Raw genomic sequence first — 15,718 nt, 5'->3', positions numbered from 1 at the left:
CCTAAGACTTCATCCCCGGCAGGAAGCAGTCCGGATTGGCTGCTGCAGTTCGGAGAACTCGTGCGGCTGGACCGCACCGCAGCAAGTTGGTCTTCCAGACGATCAGCGGCGGCAGAAGGGCGTTGCTTTGCCCGGTGAGACCTTGGGCATTGGTGTAGACGCGGACGTAACTGATGAGGATGATTCGGACGGTAGCGTTTGAGGCACCATCACCGGGCATATTCACGGTCGGGTCTTACGGGAATCGTGCGCCCGCAACAATGCTTGATTCATCGAGAACGGACCGGGCGGCTTGGGTGTCCCGTTGATCGACCGGCTATCGGGCGGCCTGGCGCCCCGACCGATAGCGTCTGGCTGTGTCAGCGTTGAACGGCCCCACTTGTCGGAGTTGAGTGGCCCCAGTTGCTGACTCGCCGGAGTGGCTGTGTCGGTGTTATTTGCACCCACCTGAGCGGGGTCCCGTCGGTGTTGTTGATGACGGGGAGGGCCTGGGACGAGGTCGGTCAGGTTGGAGCTGTTCGCGCAGATTCGCCGTGATGCGAGGGTCGAGGGGCTCTCGATGCGGGAGCTCGCGCGCAAGCACGGGGTGCATCGGCGCACGGTGCGTCGGCGCTGGAGGATGCGCAGCCGCCCATGACGCGTTGAGAGCGGCATTCTGGGCGCTCTCGGCCGTGTTCTCGTCTGCCGTCTGCGGGCGGTCGACGATGACTTCCTTGAAGAGCTCGCGGAGCACCGTGTAGTCGAGCGGGCCTTCGGCGGGCCGGTTGAGGCCGGATGGACTGCGCGCTGGCGACGGCCCAGCGCTCGGCGTCGACGGCCGAGTAGTCGGCCTGGTAGTTGGTCTGCTCGAGCCCGTGGTCGAGGAACATGCGTGCGCTGCGGCCGTCGATCTCCCTGAACGGGTGCCCGAAGGAAGTAGCCGTGCCTTGATCTGCGCGCGTGGCGCTGGCTACGCTCCTTGATCGTGATCTATCAGGACCCTCTTGCATATCTGCTCGGCATCGAAGGGTCCGCTCTGCTCGATGCATGGGCCGGTGACCACGATCAAGCCTTCGTCGAAGACCGGGTCGCCGAGATCCGCCGATTGCTCGCCGACGGGAAACTCCAGAATCGCGGGGTGCTCGCGGAGCGCGTGGCCGCTGACGTCACCTATCAGCAGCAGGCGCCCGACTACGACGCGAATGCGGGCGGTGGCCTCTTCGCGATCGACGAGCCGGTCATCATCGAATGGCTGGCGCACCGCGAGGTCGGCGTCGCCCTGGATGCCGCGTGCGGCACAGGGCGATTCGCGCGGATTCTCGCCGACCTCGGCCACACCGTGATCGGCGTCGACGGGTCACCGGACATGCTCGAGCTGGCCCGAGAGCGTGTCCCGGAGGGCGACTTCCAACTGGGATCAGTCGATCGACTGCCTCTCGCCGACCGATCGGTCGATGTGGTCGTATGCGCGCTCGCGCTCGTCCACGTGAGCGATCTCGGCCCGGTGTTCGCCGAGTTCGCCCGCGTGCTGCGCCCGGGTGGCGTGCTCCTCATCTCAGACGTGCATCGCGAGCTCACCACGATCGGCTCGGGCATCAAGGGTCTAGGACCCGACGGCGAGCGCCGCCTCGCCCCGGCATTCCGGCATCCCCTCGGCGACTATCTTCGGGCCGCGCTCGCCGCGAGACTCGAGTTGCGCGGCTGCGAGGAGCCGGCCCTCCATTGGGACGACTCGCCGCTGCCGAGGCCGAGCACCGAGATCGGCGACTGGCCGGCGTGGCCATGGACTCTGATGGCATACGTGCCCGAGGCGACGCGCGCGGTCTCCGGCCGTCCGCAGCTGCTCCTCCTGCACTTCGCTCAGCCTGCGTCTTGAGCCTGCGCCCTGCCCCCCGGTCCTGAGCCTACGGCCCGCTCTGCAGGGCGGACCGCTACTCCAGGTCGTCCTCATCGACGAGTTGAACGCTGTGCACTCCGGCGATTGCGCTCAGGGCGGCGATCAGCGGCGCCTATTGCGTGCTGGGCGAGTCGCTCGGCTCGATGCATGCGAACTACCTCGCGCAGCAGGGCGGCGAGGGCCGATCGTGGTGACCGACGAGGCCGAGCGGCGCTGCTCGACGAGCCGCATCACGAACCTGATCCGCGAGTGGGTTTCGTGTAGAGGTCAGCGACGTGCTCGATGACCTGATCTCGGCTGAGGTTGGGCAAGTCGACGTCGCGGACGCTGTGCTCCATCACGGCGTCCATCCACATCTCCAACGGCTTGCTTGGCGACATGAAGACGCGTGTGCGCTGGTCTTCGTCGATGGGCGGCTTCTGGCCGATGGTGACGTTGCCTTTTCTGGCAAGCACTTCCGGCAGCGCGCCCGCTGAGGGATCGGCGAACATGGCCTCCGGCTAGGGTGGCGGAGTGGCGAAGCGGTCAGACAGCGATGAGCATTACGTGCTCGATTTGTGCGACGAAGTGCTCGGGGTCGCGGGCGAGCGGCAAGCGCGGTTCGACTGGCTCCTTGGCGACGTGTCGCCAGTGTCCGGTCGGGCCGTTCGCCTCCCTGTCGACGGATACTGGCACTCCCAGCAGCTAGTAGTCGAGTTCCAGGAGAAGCAGCACACCGAGGCGGTGCCCATCTTCGATCGAAGGGCGACGGTGTCGGGGGTCCCTCGGGGGGAGCAACGGCGTCTCTATGACAAGCGCAAAGCCGACCTAATCCCCGCCCGTGGTCTTCGCCTAGTCGTGATCCACAAGAGCGAGTTCGACGTCAAGCGCGATCGGATGCTCCGCGACCACAATCGCGACGTGAATGTCGTGCGACGCCGACTCGAGCCTTGAAGGAGGCGGCATCGCGCATTGAGGTTCCCCTCCCGGGCGATGTCCGCATAGGGATCCCCTTACGGACACCTGAACCGGCCGCCAAGTCTGACTCGATGTGCCTCGAAACCTCAATGCCTCGAAACTCTAGCGATACAAGACAACTCGGGGTCAGTAATGCGACATATAGCGATCACAGAACGCTGCCATTTATCGGCAAACTCCGTACGTGCGGGCATCTTCTTCGGGCGGGTTTTACGGGAATAGCCCGCTCGTGAAAATCTGCGATCCGACAAAATTGGACCGTATGGCCTCGGGTGTCCCTGATCGACCGTCAATTGCACGAATTCAACGCCCGCCTTTGCGGCCTCCCGGGCAAACGGTATTTCACCAAGGCACCGTGCTGTTGCGGTCGGTGTAGGTCCCGGTGGGTGTCTGGGCTCCGAGCATCGCCAGGCGGACGATCGCGTCGGTGTGCCACCGGGCCAAATTGCGTAGGCAGCAACGACAAAGTAAAAAAGCCCGGACACCAGTGAGTGACTGGTATCCGGGCTGTTGTGACCCCAGCGGGATTTGAACCCGCGTTACCGCCGTGAGAGGGCGACGTCCTAGGCCGCTAAACGATGGGGCCGCTTTGCAACTCATCGAGTATGCCATACGCCGAGCGTCCCGACCAAACCGAGAGATGACCCACAGGCGTCGCGCGGTTCAGGAGAGTACGCGCAGGGATGAACGAACCAGCGAGATCTCGACCGGCAGCGCACCCACCCGCTCGCCGTCCGCGTAGGCGACCACGCCGTCCGCGCTGAGTTTCACCGAGCGCACACGCTGGAAGGAGACTTCGGGCAGTGTCGTATGCGTCCCCCGGAATACTTTCGGAAACACGCGGAGGAAGCCCAGCCTCGACATGGGCTCCACCACGAAGAGGTCAAGGTAGCCGTCATCCAGTTCGGCGTGCGGCACGATCCGCATGCCGCCGCCGAGCGAGACGTTGTTCGCTACCGAAATCAGCAACGCCCTGCGCCGGGACACGACGCCGTCCGCCTCGATCTCGTACTCGATCGGCTTCAGGGTCGCGAGTTCGCGCAGCATGGCGAAGACGTAGCGCGAGCGGCCCCGCGGGCGGGTCATCAGATTCGCCCGTTCGTTGACCGTCGCGTCGAAGCCGGCCGAGAGCACGCACGCGAACCAGGTCGTCAGCTCGCCGTGCCTGACGAGTCCGGCGTCGATGATGCGCGGAGGCTTCCCGAGAGCTGCGATCAGCTGGTCGGTCGCGGCCTCCGTGTCGTCGATGCGGATGCCGAGGCCGGCAGCGAGATCGTTTCCGGTTCCGCTCGGCACGATCCCGAGCGGGATGTCCGTCTGTGCAACGATGTTCGCACCGAGGCTGACCATCCCGTCACCGCCTACGACGACGAGGGCGTCCGTGCCGGAGTCCACAGCCCGGATCGTCTCGCGCCGGAGGAGCTCGATGTTCGGCTCAGCGACGTCGACGACCGTGTGGCCGGCCAGGCGCAGGCGTTCGACGACGCGCGGGCCGACCTCCCGCCGCTTGCCGAACGACGCCTGCGGATTGATCGCGACGACGATGGTGAGAGGTGCTTCGGCCATAGTCCACGATTATGTCGGACCGCGCCGTTTGCGCCCGGCCTGCGCGGTAGACCCCGCGTTCGGCGCGCCGTCCTCAGCCGAGTTTCGTCCGGCGCAAGAGCTGGGCGTTGAGTGCGACGACGATCGTCGAAACGGACATCAGCACGGCACCGAGCGCCGGGGAGACGACGAACCCGAGCCCGATCGCGACGCCTGCGGCGAGCGGGATCGCGATGACGTTGTAGCCCGTCGCCCACGCGAGGTTCTGCAGCATCTTGCGATAGGTCACGCGTGAGAGCCGGATCACCTTCGCCACTCCGCGGGGGTCGCTCGATGCCAGCACGATGCCCGCGGACTCGATCGCGACATCCGTCCCCGCACCGATGGCAATGCCGACATCCGCCTGGGCGAGCGCGGGGGCATCGTTCACCCCGTCGCCGACCATCGCGACCCGGGATCCGTCGGACTGCAGCGCGGCCACCGTGCTGGACTTGTCACCGGGAAGCACTTCGGCGAAGACTTCGTCGATTCCGAGCTCGCGAGCGACCGCGTTGCCGACATCCCACGAGTCGCCGGTGAGCATCGCGACACGCACTCCACGCTCCCGCAGCGTCCGAACCGCTTCGAGCGATTCGGGGCGCACGACGTCAGCGAGCGCGATGAGACCGACGACCGCATCCTGTCGCACGACGAAGACCACGGTCTGGGCGTCGCGGGCTGCATCCCTTGCTGCGTTGACCAGCGCTGCCGTCGGCGTGAGCCCGCGCTCGGTGAGCATCCGCGGCGCGGCCACCAGGGTCGCGGACCCGTCGACCATCGCGGACGCACCGCGGCCCGCCAGCGCCGCGAACTCGGTAGCCCGCGTCACCGGCAGTCTGCGGTCGCGCGCCTCGGCGACGATGGCGCGGCCGATCGGATGCTCGGCAGGCCCCTCGACGGCCGCGGCGAGCGCGAGCACGGCATCCGCCGACTCGCCCTCTGCGGGCACGACCGCGACCACGCCCTGCCTGCCCTCCGTGAGCGTGCCTGTCTTGTCGAACAGCACGACGTCGATGAGCCGGGCATCCTCCATGGCGTGGCGATCACGGATGAGCAGGCCGTTCCTCGCGCCCAGGACCGTCGAGATCTGGGCGACCAGAGGAATCGCCAGACCGAGGGCGTGCGGGCACGCGATCACGAGCACCGTCACGACCCGCTCCAGCACGAACGACGGGTCGCCGGGAGCAAGGATGACCCAGACGACGAGGGTGATGGACGCGGCCCCCAGCGCCACGTAGAAGAGCCACGCCGCTGCCCGGTCTGCCAGCACCTGTGTGCTCGACTTGCTCGCCTGCGCGTCGGACACCAGGCGCATGATGCCCGCGAGCGCCGTGTCCCCTCCGAGCTTGGTCACGCGGACGACGAGCGAGCCGCTGCCGGAGATGCTCCCGGCGACGACATTCTGGCCGGCTGTGCGGGACACCGGCCTGGATTCGCCGGTGAGCAGGGATTCGTCGATGTCCGATGAACCCTCGACGATCTCACCGTCGACCGGGATGCTCGATCCTGGGCGGACGCGAACGAGGTCACCGACCGAGAGCGCTGTGACCGCGACGACCTCGGTGCGTTCGGCACCCGGTCCCCCGAGCACGCGCTCCGCCTGGTCCGGGAGGAGTTTCGCGAGCTGGCCGAGCGCATCCTGCGCACCCATGACGGCCGACATCTCGATCCAGTGCCCGAGGAGCATGATCGTGATGAGGGTCGCCAGCTCCCACCAGAAGTCCATTCCGTTCAGGCCGAACGTCACCGCGAGGCTGTAGCCGAAGGCCACGACGATCGCCAGCGAGATGAGCGTCATCATGCCCGGCTGCCTGCCACGGAGTTCGGCGACCGCGCCGCGAAGGAAGACAACTCCCCCGTACAGGAAGATCGCCACACCGAACACAGCGGGGATCCACTGGCTGCCGGGGAACCGTGGGCCGTCGAGTCCGAGGATGCCCTGGAGCCCGTGGGAGAAGACGAGGGTCGGGATGGTCAGGACCAGCGAGATCCAGAACTTGCGGCGGAAGACGGCCGGGTCATGGGCTGAGTGATCGGTGTGGCCGTCATGGGCCGAGTGGTCGGCATGATCGGCATGCGTACCGTGTTCTGCGTGATCGTGCGCCGGAGCTCCAGCGGATGCGTCGGTCGCGTGGGTCGTCTCGTTCATGTCCACGTTTCAACAGTACCCCTAGGGGGTATATTCCTCAAGAGTTGCAGCCGAGAGGGGAAGGGTGTTTGCTCAAACCATGAAGCTGACGAAACTCGAGCACGCCGCCTTGATCCTCGAAGAAGCAGGAAAGAAGCTCTTCATCGACCCCGGGTCGTTCACGGCACCCCTCACCGACACCGCGGGGGCCGTAGCCGTCGTCATCACGCACGAACATGCCGACCACTGGACGCCGGAGCAGCTGGCGCGGATCCTCGACATGAACCCGGGCATCCCGATCTACGGACCCTCGGGTGTCGCAACCGCTGCCGTGGGCATCGATGTCACCGTCGTCAACGCCGGCGACACTGTCGAGGCCGGGCCGTTCACCCTGCGGTTCTTCGGAGGCACGCACGCCGTCATCCACTCGAGCATCCCGGTCGTCGACAACCTCGGTGTCCTCGTCAACGACGAGCTCTACTATGCGGGCGACTCCTTCACCATCCCGGAGGGCATCGAGGTGGACACGCTCGCCGTTCCCGCAGGAGCGCCGTGGCTCAAGATCGCCGAGACCATGGACTACGTTCTCGCTGTCAAGCCGAAGCGCAGCTTTCCCACGCACGAGATGGTGCTGGCGCGGGCCGGCAAGGACATGGCGAACGCTCGGATCGGATGGGCGACCGAACAGAACGGCGGCGAATTCTTCGCGCTCGAACCGGGTGACTTCCTGGACCTGTGACCGTTCGACGCACCGCTCTGGTGCCGCGACGGCCGGCTGAGGTCGTCAGCGAGCGTGCTCGGCGAGGATCTGGTCGACGTCGATGCGCTTGAGCAGGGCCGGCCAGTCGACCGATCGCGCCTCGCTCTCCTTGTCCTCGTCGGCGAGGACGCGCCCGTTGCGCTCGACGACGATACCTGCCGGAAGCATCCGGTTCAGCTCGGCGAGGATCGCGTCGTCGACCGCCTCCGTGTCGAAGTCGGCGCCGACCTGGGCGTAGTAGTCGCTCGAGAGGGTGTAGGAGACGATTCCTGCTTCGACCTGGCTCATGACGCGCAGTCTAGCCCCGAGGCCGTGCCGGCGTCAGGCCTCGACGCCACTGTCGCGGGCGAGTTCCGCCTGCATGCGCTCGTCGATCTCCACGGCCACGAGCGAGCCGCCGGACTCGGCGAACTGCTTGCGGATCTCGCCGAGGGCGACCTCGGTGGCGTACACCACTACGGCCCAGTGACCGGGCCTCAGCGCCTTGGTGATCTGCTTGCGGATGTCGTCGTCGACGGAGTCGTCGTCCGACTCCATGGCCTCGAAGTACGCGCCGACCGTCCCTCCGACCGCGAATCCTGTCAGGGGCGCTGTGACGAGCGCCCCGAGGAGCTGGCCGAACGCGGCCGCCTCCACCAGATCGAGCGGCGCCGCGGGGTCGTGCGGTGCGCTCCGCAGCTCGATGTGCCCATCCCGGCCCACGGCGATCCAGGCCGCGTCGGTCAGCCGCAGCAGCGCGATGCGATGCAGTTCGAGGATCGTGTCGAACGCCTTGGTGGCGTCGGCTTCCCGGTCGAAGCCGAAGATCATGAGTGTCGCCATCGCGGAATCCATCCATCCGATTGTGAAGGTGCTGGACTGTGACCGTACGCGCTCGGCTGTATCTCGGCAAGGGGCTTGACCTGCGGCCGTCGTCGACCTCCGACACTCCGTGCAGCCTCCGGGATGAGCGCCGACGGAAGCGCACAATCGGTGCCATGAGGACGTTGATCATCTGCGAACGGTGCGACGGCACGGGGGCCGACCCCGACCAGGACGGCGCGGAGGTGCTCGCCTGCGTGGAGTGCGGAGGCGACGGCTGCCACATCACCTACTTCGCCGAATTCCGGCAGACGGCCTGAGACCCCGTCAGCGGCCGCGTCTCGCGCGGCGCCGCTGTCGCCAGCTCATCGCCGCCAGCTCGGCGATCTCCCGCTCGCGCGCCTCGGCGGCAGCCCGATAACGCGCCTCCCGCCGTTCATGCCAAGCCGCGACCTCGGCGTCGAGATCACGCACAGGGGTGACGACAGGCGGGCCGCCCTGCAACTGCCGTCGAGCTTCGATCACGCGAGCGTTGAAGTCCTCGAGCAACTCCCGCACCGCGCTCTCCGACGGCGCCGCATCCATGCGGTCGTCGAGCGCAGCATCCTCAGCCCGAAGCGTCAGAGCCGGCGGTCCGAGACCGGTCAGGCTCTCGCGCTCGATCTTCTGGCGGATCCACCAGTTCGGGTCGTGGATCTCGTGGAGGTTGCGGAGTGGCTTTCCTGCGCCCGGCAGGTCGTCGAAGTCACCCCGTCTCATCGCCTGGACGATGGAGATCTCGACGAACTGCGTGCGCTGGTCCATCGAAGCCTGTCCAGCGGTGTTCGTCTCATCGTCCTCGGCAGACGCGCTCTCGGTGCCCGCGAGCCGATCGACCTGGTAGCGGGCGACATCCACTCGCGGGTCGCCCCGGTTCTTCTTGCCGGCCACGACATCCAGCCTAAGCAGTTCGACCCGTCGCCTGCCACCGACCGCTACGGCTCGGGCGCTACCGCGTCCGCCGCCGCGTGACGATGAGAACGATGACACCGACGACGGCCATCGCGAGCAGCACGAAACCGACGATCGTGAGCGCCTGACCAGTCACGGTGGCTCCGGAGACCGTGAGGATCCGACCTCCGTAGATCGCGACCGGGCTGACGACGATAAGCACGGGCACGCACACCCACAAGGCCGTTCGGGCGGCGCGCGTCGCCCGGTCATCGTCGGGTCGAGTGACCATACCGCCACCGTACCCCCGATTCTGCAGGGGTCTAGAGCTGCCTGACAGACGCCCCGGCCGTCAGTTCCAGGAGCTGAGCGGCGGTCAGGGTCTCACCGTCGTGCCGCCACCTCGGCTCCCCGTCGAGCACGATCTGGGTGGCCACATGCGATTCGCCGTCCGGCGACTGCCAGGTGATGAACTGCGAATCCGGCAGTCCGTCGCGCATCGCGATCGGCCGGTCTCCGACTGTGCCCCTGTTCTCGACCACCAGACCGTAGATCGTGAACGCGTAGATGCCGAGGCCCAGGAAGACCAGGATGCCGGCCACGACCGGATGCGGCTGGGTGTCCGACAGAGCGATGATCGCCACGACGATGACCGCAGTGGTCCCCACCAGAAAAGCCACGCGAACCCACGGCGATGCCGTCGCGATCACGTTCTTCCCCGATTTCATGTCTCTCATTGTCCATGACGGCGATGGGAAAAGTGACCAAGCTGTGTCACGGTGACAGCAGGTCGGCGAGGGAGGCGAGCGGGACGAGCCCGGCCGCCCTCCCGGCGAGATCGGGATCGGCCGCGATGAGCGCATCCGCCTGGAGCTGTGTGATCGCAAGATACTCCGCCTCACGGATCGTCTCCCACCCCTGCTCTCGCGCGATCCGCCAGGCGGTCCTGCGTGAGACGCGGTCGCCGAGGAGGCGGATCTTCACCTCGGTCATGCGCTCGTGCAACGCGAGGGCCTGGTTCTCGGTGAGCTCACCGGTTCTCACGCGTTCCAGCAGCAGATCCAGGGCTGAGGAACGCACCGAGTTGGGGGCGACGAGCTTGTGGGCGGCGTCGGGCGTGCCGTCCGCACCTGCGAGCTGCACCAGCGACGCGGGGTCGATGACGAAACGAGTCATGCGAACACGCTAGTCACTGCAGCTGACGATGGATCAGGCGACCAGACTCGGAGACTCCCCGCGGTCCGGCGAGAAGTACAAGCTATCGCTAGAACAGTTCCTCGTCCTCGTTCCCCGCCAGGCCGAGCCAGCGGTAGCCGTAGCCATCGAGCGCGACGACCGCCCGGCCCCGCTCGACGGGGAATTCCTCGTCTGAGAACAGGTCCCGCAGGCAGGTGCCCTCCCCTTTCAGCCTCAGGCGCACCACGCGCGGCTCGGACGAGAAGTTGTGCACGGCAACCACCATGCGCGCGTCGGTGGTCAGACTATGGGCCAGCACCGCGGGGTCCGGCTGGTCGAGCACATCGAACGCACCCCACCCCAGCTCGCGCACGTTGCGGTAGTGGCGGATGAGCGAACGCATGAAATGCAGAAGGGATTCGGGATCGCGCTGCTGCTGGGCGACGTTCACATGCTCGGGGCCGAAAGCCCCTTCGGTCACCGGTGCTCTCAACCGGGACGGGCGGGCCGTCGAGAAGCCCCCGTTGCGGCCGGAACTCCACTGCATCGGCGTGCGCACCGACATGCGGCCACCGATGTCGAGGTTCTCGCCCATGCCGATCTCCTCGCCGTAGAAGAGCACGGGAGTGCCCGGAAGCGAGAAGAGCAGGCTGTAGACCATCCGGATGCGCCGCGGGTCCCCGTCGAGCATCGGTGGCAGCCTGCGGACCAGTCCGCGGCCGTACACTTGCATCCGCTCCTCCGGACCGAACGCCGCGAACACTTCGTCGCGCTCCTCCTTCGTGAGCTTGTCGAGGGTCAGCTCGTCGTGGTTGCGCACGAAGTTCGCCCACTGGATGTCGGGCGAGCCCTTGGGACGCGAGAGGAGCGCGTTCGCCAGCGGGCGCGCATCCGCACGCGCCAGCGAGAGGTACAGGTTCTGCATGCTGATGAAGTCGAACTGCATCGTCAGCTCGTCGCCTTCAGAACCGCCGAAGAATTCGTTCTGCTCGTTACGCGACAGGTTCACCTCGCCGAGAAGGATGCCCTCGCCCGCCCTCCGGTTCAGGAACGAACGCAGCGAACGGAGGTAGGCGTGCGGGTCGGGCAGGCGGCGCGCGCCGTCGATGACGCCGTCGGTCTGCAGCAGAAAGGGGACAGCGTCGACGCGAAATCCCGACACCCCGAGCTGCAGCCAGAAACCCATGACCTTGGCGATCTCGTCGCGCACTCGCAGGTCCGTGATGTTCAGGTCGGGCTGCTGGCGGTAGAAGACGTGCTGGTAGTACTGGCCTGCCTTCTCGTCGAACTGCCAGTCGCTCGTCTCCTGGTCGGGGAACACGGGAGCGGGCTGGTTCTTCGGGGGTTCGTCGCGCCACACATAGAAGTCACGGAACGGCGAATCCGGGCTGGAGCGCGCGGCCTTGAACCACGGATGCTGGTCGGACGTGTGATTGACGACGAGATCGACGATCACGCGCATCCCGCGGTCGCGAGCGATGCGGATGACCTCGACGAAGTCGCCGAAGTGCCCGAGCCGGTCGTCGACGCCGTAGAAGTCGGTGATGTCATAGCCGTCGTCGCGGTGGGGCGACGGGTAGAAGGGCATCAGCCAGATGCACGTCACCCCCAACTCGGACAGGTAGTCGAGACGGGTCGCCAGACCGCCCATGTCCCCCACGCCGTCGCCGTTGCCGTCGAGGAAGGTCTCGACGTCCAGGCAGTAGATCACGGCGCTCTTCCACCACAGGTCGCTGGTGTCGCTGACTTTCATTCGGCTCCCTTTTGCGCACACGGTACCCCTCGGGCACGCGATGCGGTGCGGCGGATGCGGTGGCGCAGGGCGCTCAGTCCTCCTGGGCAACGGCCGGAAAGGCGCTACACCCAGCGCGCGGCGGCGCCGTCGGCCGCGCGTTTACCGTGCCGGAGGAATAAGCCTGAGCGGGAACCATCCCTCGAGGTCCGAGGCTATCGCGTCGCGCTGCGCCGCTGTGGCGGCGGGATTGACGACGAGCAGGTTGTCGAAGTAACTGACGGTTGCTGGGGCGTCGATGACCGTGCCAAGAACCTTGTCCGACGCTTTGGTTCCGATGAAAACGGTGTCGGGAAGCAGGTAGCCTTCGGCCAGGGGTCGTCCTTTGCTGGCCAGACGGTACCCCACTCCGTGCGCGCCGAAGTCCGACTGACTCGCGCAGGATGCGCCCGACACAGCGAAGGCGGGTCCCGTCGACACGATCAGGCAGATGTAACCACGGGCGTCGAGGCCGACCCAATACGCGCCAGCGGTACCGGCCTGGATGAGGCGCACGCTGGCAGGGTCGACACCACCGCCGCCGATCTTCGTTGCTGAGATGGCGGCCGGCAGGGCGTCGAGGACCGTTGCGGCCCTGTTCAGCAGGCTCACGCCGGCCGGTTTCGGTGTCGCGGAAGCTCCCGCTCCGTTCGGGCTCCAGACGGCCATGCCGCCGGCCACGACACCCACCGCCACGAACAGAACGATCACGACCCAAACCGACCGCTTCACAGACTCCCCCAGTCCACCCGATAGTTCGCGACGCCGCAGCGTGCGGGTCGGAGGCACCTGTCCTCCTACCCGTTAATGTCCGGACGGGGGCAAAAGGTTCCATCCGACCTCGCGACTAACAGACGTTCTGCGTGAGCTCGCGAGTATCGTTCACCCGGATCGCGTAGACGAGCTGGCCCGCATCCCTCACGTCGAAGTGGATGTACGCACCGTTCCGGGGGCCCGTCACGTATTCGGTGTAGTAGCCCGAGTCGTAGATTTTGCGAAGGTCCGGGTATGCCGCGGTCAGCTCGTCCACGGTTGACGCGATGGTGATCCCGGCGGCCGTCGCGGGTGACCCGGGAATCGGATGGGTCGCATCCTGAAACGTCGTGTCGAGGAGGATCCACCGCACGCCCTGCGCGCCGCTGTCGACCTGGCCGACGCGTAGGGACCAGCCTTCGGCTTTGATGTCGCGGTCGTCGAAGGTGCTCCAGCGGAAGAAGGCCACGCACGAAGAATCGTCCTGCTCGGTGAACCTCGATTTCAGAAGCTGTGCGCGGGCATCCGTCCCGAGCGCAATGGGTCCGGCGGTCCCGAACCCTATCACCCAGGTCGATGGGTCGCCCGGGTCGTTCGGCATTGGAATCGGACTCACCGTCCCTGCGGGGTCGAGAGGAACCGGCGTCGATGTCGCTGCCGGCGTCTGGGAGGCCGGCAGTGATGGAGGAAACGGCGTCGACTGGACGGTGTGCGGGGGCACGGCGACGTTCAGCCTGGAAGGCCCGGTCGGTCCGAAAGCCGTTGCGCCCGCGATCGCGCCGGCGACGACCAGCACGGTGGCGACGGATGCGACTACGAGCCACACCAGACGCCGCGAACTCCTCGCGGGCGCGCCGCTCTGCTCCTCGACCATCTCGGTGAGCATCCGCCTGATCCGCGCGCCCTGCGCGGGATCGAGCCCGGTCGATTCTGTCATTTCACCTAACCTCACTTGTCGTGTGGTCTGCATCGTCGTGACTCTGGTCAGTCGTCAGGACGGAAAGTCGTTGTTTCGCGCGGGAGAGACGGGATTTGACGGTTCCCACAGGAATCCCGAGAGCCTCAGCTGCCTCAGCGAGGGTGAACTCGTTGAGAACGCACAGGGTGAGGATGTCCTGGTCGTTTCGACCGAGTTGAGCGAACGCTTCGCGCACCCGCGCCTCCCGCTCCCGGGCGAGGACCCGCTCCAGAACCAGATCTGCGTGGCCGTGACTGGGTTCGGAGCGCCCCGCCTTCGCCATCAGCTCGCGGTAGCGGCGGTGCGTTCGGGTCAGGTTGCGTGACACGTAGTTGGTCGTCACGAGGAGCCACGCCGCAATCGAACCGTCGACGAGGCGGACTGCCGATCGTCTCCGCCATGCTTCGAGGAAGACCAGTGCGGTGGCGTCCTCCGCATCGTGAGTCGCCCTCAGAAGCCGGAGAGCGTGACTGTAAACCCGGTCGTGATGCGCATCGAAAATCAGGCCGAACGATGCCGAATCGCCTTCTGTCGCACGCGCCCACACCGCTGATTCGTCCGGCATACCGATCCGCATACCTCATAGTGTCCGGATCCGGGCGAAAGGTTCCATTTTACCGCGAGGGTCGGGGTAATCGCGTTGGGTGCGCCCGTCAGGTCCTGCCTCGTTGGCCGTGGATGACCGCTGTGCCATCACCAAGTCCGGGAAAGTCGGAACACCTCAATCCGGTGACATCTTCCGGTCGCTCCTTGCTCGGACCCATTATGAGACCAGATGACCCACTGTCTTCCCCCGAATGATCTAGTTGGCACAACGTATTCGCGGCGAAGAGCAAACAGCACTACCCACTTGGGAGGGCCATCTTCAGCTCGGCGTGAAGCGCCTATCGACGAACCTATGCGCGGACCTTTCGCGACGCCACGAAACAGGCGTTGAACGGTCGGATGTGCCAAAGTATTTCGGTGACGCCGGTGGGACTTACTTGTCTCGGCAGTCCCAGCAGAAGCCGTCGTTCGCGGGTGCGGTGTCCGGGTCGTAGAGGTAGACGCAGCGCCCGCAGGTTGCGGTGTATCGGACGTCCCATGTGACCTGGATGGCCGGGTCAGCCCACGGGTTCTCGGTGACGATGTACCCGAGGTGGTTGACGATCGCGAACCCTGGGACGAGGTAGAGGTTCTCCTCGCCGGCGATCGACCAGACAGTCTCAGCGGGGACGTTTGCGACTTCCTCGTCGGTCCAGACGGTCTCACCCGACGGGGAGGTGACGGGGACGTACGTGTTCGCGAAGTCGTCTTCGGTGATCGTGCCGGTGTATGCGAGCGGTGGGCAGTCCCCGTCCGTGTGAGCGTATGCGACGTACTCACCGGTGACTTTGTCGCGGGGGACGATCCTAGGGTCAATGCTCATGAACGATATGTGCGCGGGGCGCCGGGTGGGATGATGAGCCATGACACACCGACGTGACCCCGAGGAGCCGCTACCGTACGGGCTGGCGCCGGAGAAGCAAGAGGTCTACTTCGACGTCCTGTACCCGAACCTCGACAAAGTCGCCGGGGCGTCATTCGACCGGGACACCGTCAATGGCAGGCGCGGGCGTCGGGGTCTCATCGTCGTCGCAGCCGTCGTCGGAGTCTGCGTCGTGGTCGCTGGCCTCGGCATTCTCATCCAGACGCTCACTGGGGCGCTGAACTGATGGTCAATCGCATCGTCGCGTCGTGCGCGAAAGCAGCCGGATGCACCGACACGGGCACCACGATCGAGCCCGCATGGTGGGTCTGGGGAATCGTCGCACTGGTCGGAGTCGCGATCATCGCCGGGGCCGTGGTATTCGCACGACGGGGACGGTGACCGGAACAGGCACCCATCGGGCGAAGCAGTCCCGCCCGTTCTGGAGACGGCGGAGTACGCACCATGCGTATTGCGCAAGATGGAACACGGCGAGACCCTGACTCAAAGTCCCAATTCCCTGACCGAATCGCGCAGAGCGCACGGCCGAATCAGAAGCCCGGACCCCGGGCGGAAT

21 protein-coding genes and 1 tRNA gene are annotated in these 15,718 nt (G+C 66.3%); 7 read left to right on the top strand and 15 right to left on the bottom strand.

Features of this window, described 5'->3' with window-relative positions; genetic code table 11:
• The first annotated feature begins 559 nt into the window (after positions 1-559).
• The gene (locus ACV7NN_RS18830; protein ID WP_463351327.1) at positions 560-637 is read left to right on the top strand and encodes a hypothetical protein; all 78 of its coding nucleotides are present in this window, start codon (positions 560-562) and stop codon (positions 635-637) included.
• Positions 638-964: 327 nt separating this feature from the next.
• On the top strand, positions 965-1,855 hold the full coding sequence (locus tag ACV7NN_RS18825) for a class I SAM-dependent methyltransferase (RefSeq protein ID WP_463351078.1): 891 nt from the start codon (positions 965-967) through the stop codon (positions 1,853-1,855).
• 251 nt (positions 1,856-2,106) lie between these two features.
• Here ACV7NN_RS18825 and ACV7NN_RS18820 read toward each other — a convergent pair whose 3' ends face one another.
• The gene (locus ACV7NN_RS18820; RefSeq protein ID WP_463351077.1) at positions 2,107-2,367 is read right to left on the bottom strand and encodes a hypothetical protein; all 261 of its coding nucleotides are present in this window, start codon (positions 2,365-2,367) and stop codon (positions 2,107-2,109) included.
• Between the two features lie 22 nt (positions 2,368-2,389).
• Here ACV7NN_RS18820 and ACV7NN_RS18815 point away from each other — a divergent pair, with 22 nt between their 5' ends.
• Positions 2,390-2,809 (top strand): hypothetical protein, encoded by a 420-nt coding sequence (locus ACV7NN_RS18815; RefSeq protein ID WP_463351076.1) that lies wholly within the window; start codon positions 2,390-2,392, stop codon positions 2,807-2,809.
• A gap of 537 nt (positions 2,810-3,346) precedes the next feature.
• Here ACV7NN_RS18815 and ACV7NN_RS18810 read toward each other — a convergent pair.
• The 3 genes from ACV7NN_RS18810 to ACV7NN_RS18800 all read right to left on the bottom strand — a co-directional run bounded on the left by ACV7NN_RS18810 (position 3,347) and on the right by ACV7NN_RS18800 (position 6,566).
• Positions 3,347-3,419: transfer RNA gene (locus ACV7NN_RS18810), tRNA-Glu, on the bottom strand.
• 77 nt (positions 3,420-3,496) lie between these two features.
• The gene (locus ACV7NN_RS18805; protein WP_463351075.1) at positions 3,497-4,399 is read right to left on the bottom strand and encodes a diacylglycerol/lipid kinase family protein; all 903 of its coding nucleotides are present in this window, start codon (positions 4,397-4,399) and stop codon (positions 3,497-3,499) included.
• Positions 4,400-4,472: 73 nt separating this feature from the next.
• Positions 4,473-6,566: a heavy metal translocating P-type ATPase gene (locus ACV7NN_RS18800; protein ID WP_463351326.1), complete on the bottom strand. Its 2,094-nt coding sequence runs from the start codon at positions 6,564-6,566 to the stop codon at positions 4,473-4,475.
• A 79-nt stretch (positions 6,567-6,645) separates the two neighbouring features.
• Here ACV7NN_RS18800 and ACV7NN_RS18795 point away from each other — a divergent pair, with 79 nt between their 5' ends.
• Positions 6,646-7,284, top strand: coding sequence for an MBL fold metallo-hydrolase (locus ACV7NN_RS18795; RefSeq protein WP_463351074.1), 639 nt, complete (start codon positions 6,646-6,648; stop codon positions 7,282-7,284).
• Positions 7,285-7,329: 45 nt separating this feature from the next.
• Here the strand turns inward: ACV7NN_RS18795 and ACV7NN_RS18790 are convergent, their stop codons facing one another.
• Together ACV7NN_RS18790 and ACV7NN_RS18785 are read right to left on the bottom strand one after the other, a co-directional pair.
• Positions 7,330-7,593: a hypothetical protein gene (locus tag ACV7NN_RS18790; RefSeq protein WP_463351073.1), complete on the bottom strand. Its 264-nt coding sequence runs from the start codon at positions 7,591-7,593 to the stop codon at positions 7,330-7,332.
• Positions 7,594-7,626: 33 nt separating this feature from the next.
• Positions 7,627-8,139, bottom strand: coding sequence for a DUF1269 domain-containing protein (locus ACV7NN_RS18785; protein ID WP_463351072.1), 513 nt, complete (start codon positions 8,137-8,139; stop codon positions 7,627-7,629).
• Positions 8,140-8,282: 143 nt separating this feature from the next.
• Between ACV7NN_RS18785 and ACV7NN_RS18780 the strand changes: the two genes are divergently transcribed.
• Entirely contained in the window at positions 8,283-8,426 is a 144-nt protein-coding gene (locus tag ACV7NN_RS18780; protein WP_463351071.1) for a hypothetical protein, read from the top strand.
• Positions 8,427-8,433: 7 nt separating this feature from the next.
• On the opposite strand, the gene ACV7NN_RS18775 is transcribed toward ACV7NN_RS18780, so the two are convergent.
• From ACV7NN_RS18775 to ACV7NN_RS18735, 9 genes are all read right to left on the bottom strand, one after another.
• Positions 8,434-9,036, bottom strand: coding sequence for a DnaJ family domain-containing protein (locus ACV7NN_RS18775; protein ID WP_463351070.1), 603 nt, complete (start codon positions 9,034-9,036; stop codon positions 8,434-8,436).
• 58 nt (positions 9,037-9,094) lie between these two features.
• Complete coding sequence (locus ACV7NN_RS18770; protein WP_463351069.1) at positions 9,095-9,328, bottom strand: hypothetical protein; 234 nt, start codon at positions 9,326-9,328, stop codon at positions 9,095-9,097.
• 31 nt (positions 9,329-9,359) lie between these two features.
• Complete coding sequence (locus ACV7NN_RS18765) at positions 9,360-9,764, bottom strand: hypothetical protein (RefSeq protein ID WP_463351068.1); 405 nt, start codon at positions 9,762-9,764, stop codon at positions 9,360-9,362.
• A gap of 46 nt (positions 9,765-9,810) precedes the next feature.
• A complete protein-coding gene (locus ACV7NN_RS18760; protein ID WP_463351067.1) occupies positions 9,811-10,212 on the bottom strand; it encodes a hypothetical protein in 402 nt (133 codons plus the stop codon).
• Positions 10,213-10,300: 88 nt separating this feature from the next.
• A complete protein-coding gene (locus ACV7NN_RS18755) occupies positions 10,301-11,965 on the bottom strand; it encodes an alpha-amylase family protein (RefSeq protein WP_463351066.1) in 1,665 nt (554 codons plus the stop codon).
• A gap of 141 nt (positions 11,966-12,106) precedes the next feature.
• Complete coding sequence (locus tag ACV7NN_RS18750) at positions 12,107-12,715, bottom strand: hypothetical protein (RefSeq protein WP_463351065.1); 609 nt, start codon at positions 12,713-12,715, stop codon at positions 12,107-12,109.
• Positions 12,716-12,830: 115 nt separating this feature from the next.
• On the bottom strand, positions 12,831-13,673 hold the full coding sequence (locus ACV7NN_RS18745) for a hypothetical protein (RefSeq protein ID WP_463351064.1): 843 nt from the start codon (positions 13,671-13,673) through the stop codon (positions 12,831-12,833).
• A gap of 1 nt (position 13,674) precedes the next feature.
• Positions 13,675-14,259 carry an RNA polymerase sigma factor gene (locus tag ACV7NN_RS18740; RefSeq protein WP_463351063.1) on the bottom strand — a complete coding sequence of 195 codons (585 nt, stop codon included), beginning with the start codon at positions 14,257-14,259 and terminating at the stop codon, positions 13,675-13,677.
• 414 nt (positions 14,260-14,673) lie between these two features.
• Positions 14,674-15,102 carry a hypothetical protein gene (locus tag ACV7NN_RS18735; RefSeq protein WP_463351062.1) on the bottom strand — a complete coding sequence of 143 codons (429 nt, stop codon included), beginning with the start codon at positions 15,100-15,102 and terminating at the stop codon, positions 14,674-14,676.
• A 40-nt stretch (positions 15,103-15,142) separates the two neighbouring features.
• Here ACV7NN_RS18735 and ACV7NN_RS18730 point away from each other — a divergent pair, with 40 nt between their 5' ends.
• A complete protein-coding gene (locus ACV7NN_RS18730) occupies positions 15,143-15,388 on the top strand; it encodes a hypothetical protein (protein ID WP_463351061.1) in 246 nt (81 codons plus the stop codon).
• Complete coding sequence (locus ACV7NN_RS18725) at positions 15,388-15,543, top strand: hypothetical protein (protein WP_463351060.1); 156 nt, start codon at positions 15,388-15,390, stop codon at positions 15,541-15,543. Before ACV7NN_RS18730 ends, ACV7NN_RS18725 begins: the two co-directional genes overlap by 1 nt.
• The last annotated feature ends 175 nt before the right edge of the window (positions 15,544-15,718 follow it).

It is taken from the genome of Leifsonia sp. Ger2509, from assembly GCF_055231915.1.
The sequence above is the reverse complement of the archived record's forward strand: the minus strand, read 5'-3'. Positions and strand labels throughout refer to the sequence as shown.

What these genes read in the sequence shown, in the direction of transcription:
- ACV7NN_RS18740 (WP_463351063.1), bottom strand. Translation starts at nt 14,259, where the DNA reads ATGCCGGACGAATCAGCGGTGTGGGCGCGTGCGACAGAAGGCGATTCG.
- ACV7NN_RS18730 (WP_463351061.1), top strand. Translation starts at nt 15,143, where the DNA reads ATGACACACCGACGTGACCCCGAGGAGCCGCTACCGTACGGGCTGGCG.
- ACV7NN_RS18765 (WP_463351068.1), bottom strand. Translation starts at nt 9,764, where the DNA reads ATGAAATCGGGGAAGAACGTGATCGCGACGGCATCGCCGTGGGTTCGC.
- ACV7NN_RS18760 (WP_463351067.1), bottom strand. Translation starts at nt 10,212, where the DNA reads ATGACTCGTTTCGTCATCGACCCCGCGTCGCTGGTGCAGCTCGCAGGT.
- ACV7NN_RS18785 (WP_463351072.1), bottom strand. Translation starts at nt 8,139, where the DNA reads ATGGATTCCGCGATGGCGACACTCATGATCTTCGGCTTCGACCGGGAA.
- ACV7NN_RS18780 (WP_463351071.1), top strand. Translation starts at nt 8,283, where the DNA reads ATGAGGACGTTGATCATCTGCGAACGGTGCGACGGCACGGGGGCCGAC.
- ACV7NN_RS18805 (WP_463351075.1), bottom strand. Translation starts at nt 4,399, where the DNA reads ATGGCCGAAGCACCTCTCACCATCGTCGTCGCGATCAATCCGCAGGCG.
- ACV7NN_RS18755 (WP_463351066.1), bottom strand. Translation starts at nt 11,965, where the DNA reads ATGAAAGTCAGCGACACCAGCGACCTGTGGTGGAAGAGCGCCGTGATC.
- ACV7NN_RS18795 (WP_463351074.1), top strand. Translation starts at nt 6,646, where the DNA reads ATGAAGCTGACGAAACTCGAGCACGCCGCCTTGATCCTCGAAGAAGCA.
- ACV7NN_RS18745 (WP_463351064.1), bottom strand. Translation starts at nt 13,673, where the DNA reads ATGACAGAATCGACCGGGCTCGATCCCGCGCAGGGCGCGCGGATCAGG.
- ACV7NN_RS18820 (WP_463351077.1), bottom strand. Translation starts at nt 2,367, where the DNA reads ATGTTCGCCGATCCCTCAGCGGGCGCGCTGCCGGAAGTGCTTGCCAGA.
- ACV7NN_RS18735 (WP_463351062.1), bottom strand. Translation starts at nt 15,102, where the DNA reads ATGAGCATTGACCCTAGGATCGTCCCCCGCGACAAAGTCACCGGTGAG.
- ACV7NN_RS18725 (WP_463351060.1), top strand. Translation starts at nt 15,388, where the DNA reads ATGGTCAATCGCATCGTCGCGTCGTGCGCGAAAGCAGCCGGATGCACC.
- ACV7NN_RS18770 (WP_463351069.1), bottom strand. Translation starts at nt 9,328, where the DNA reads ATGGTCACTCGACCCGACGATGACCGGGCGACGCGCGCCGCCCGAACG.
- ACV7NN_RS18800 (WP_463351326.1), bottom strand. Translation starts at nt 6,566, where the DNA reads ATGAACGAGACGACCCACGCGACCGACGCATCCGCTGGAGCTCCGGCG.
- ACV7NN_RS18790 (WP_463351073.1), bottom strand. Translation starts at nt 7,593, where the DNA reads ATGAGCCAGGTCGAAGCAGGAATCGTCTCCTACACCCTCTCGAGCGAC.
- ACV7NN_RS18830 (WP_463351327.1), top strand. Translation starts at nt 560, where the DNA reads ATGCGGGAGCTCGCGCGCAAGCACGGGGTGCATCGGCGCACGGTGCGT.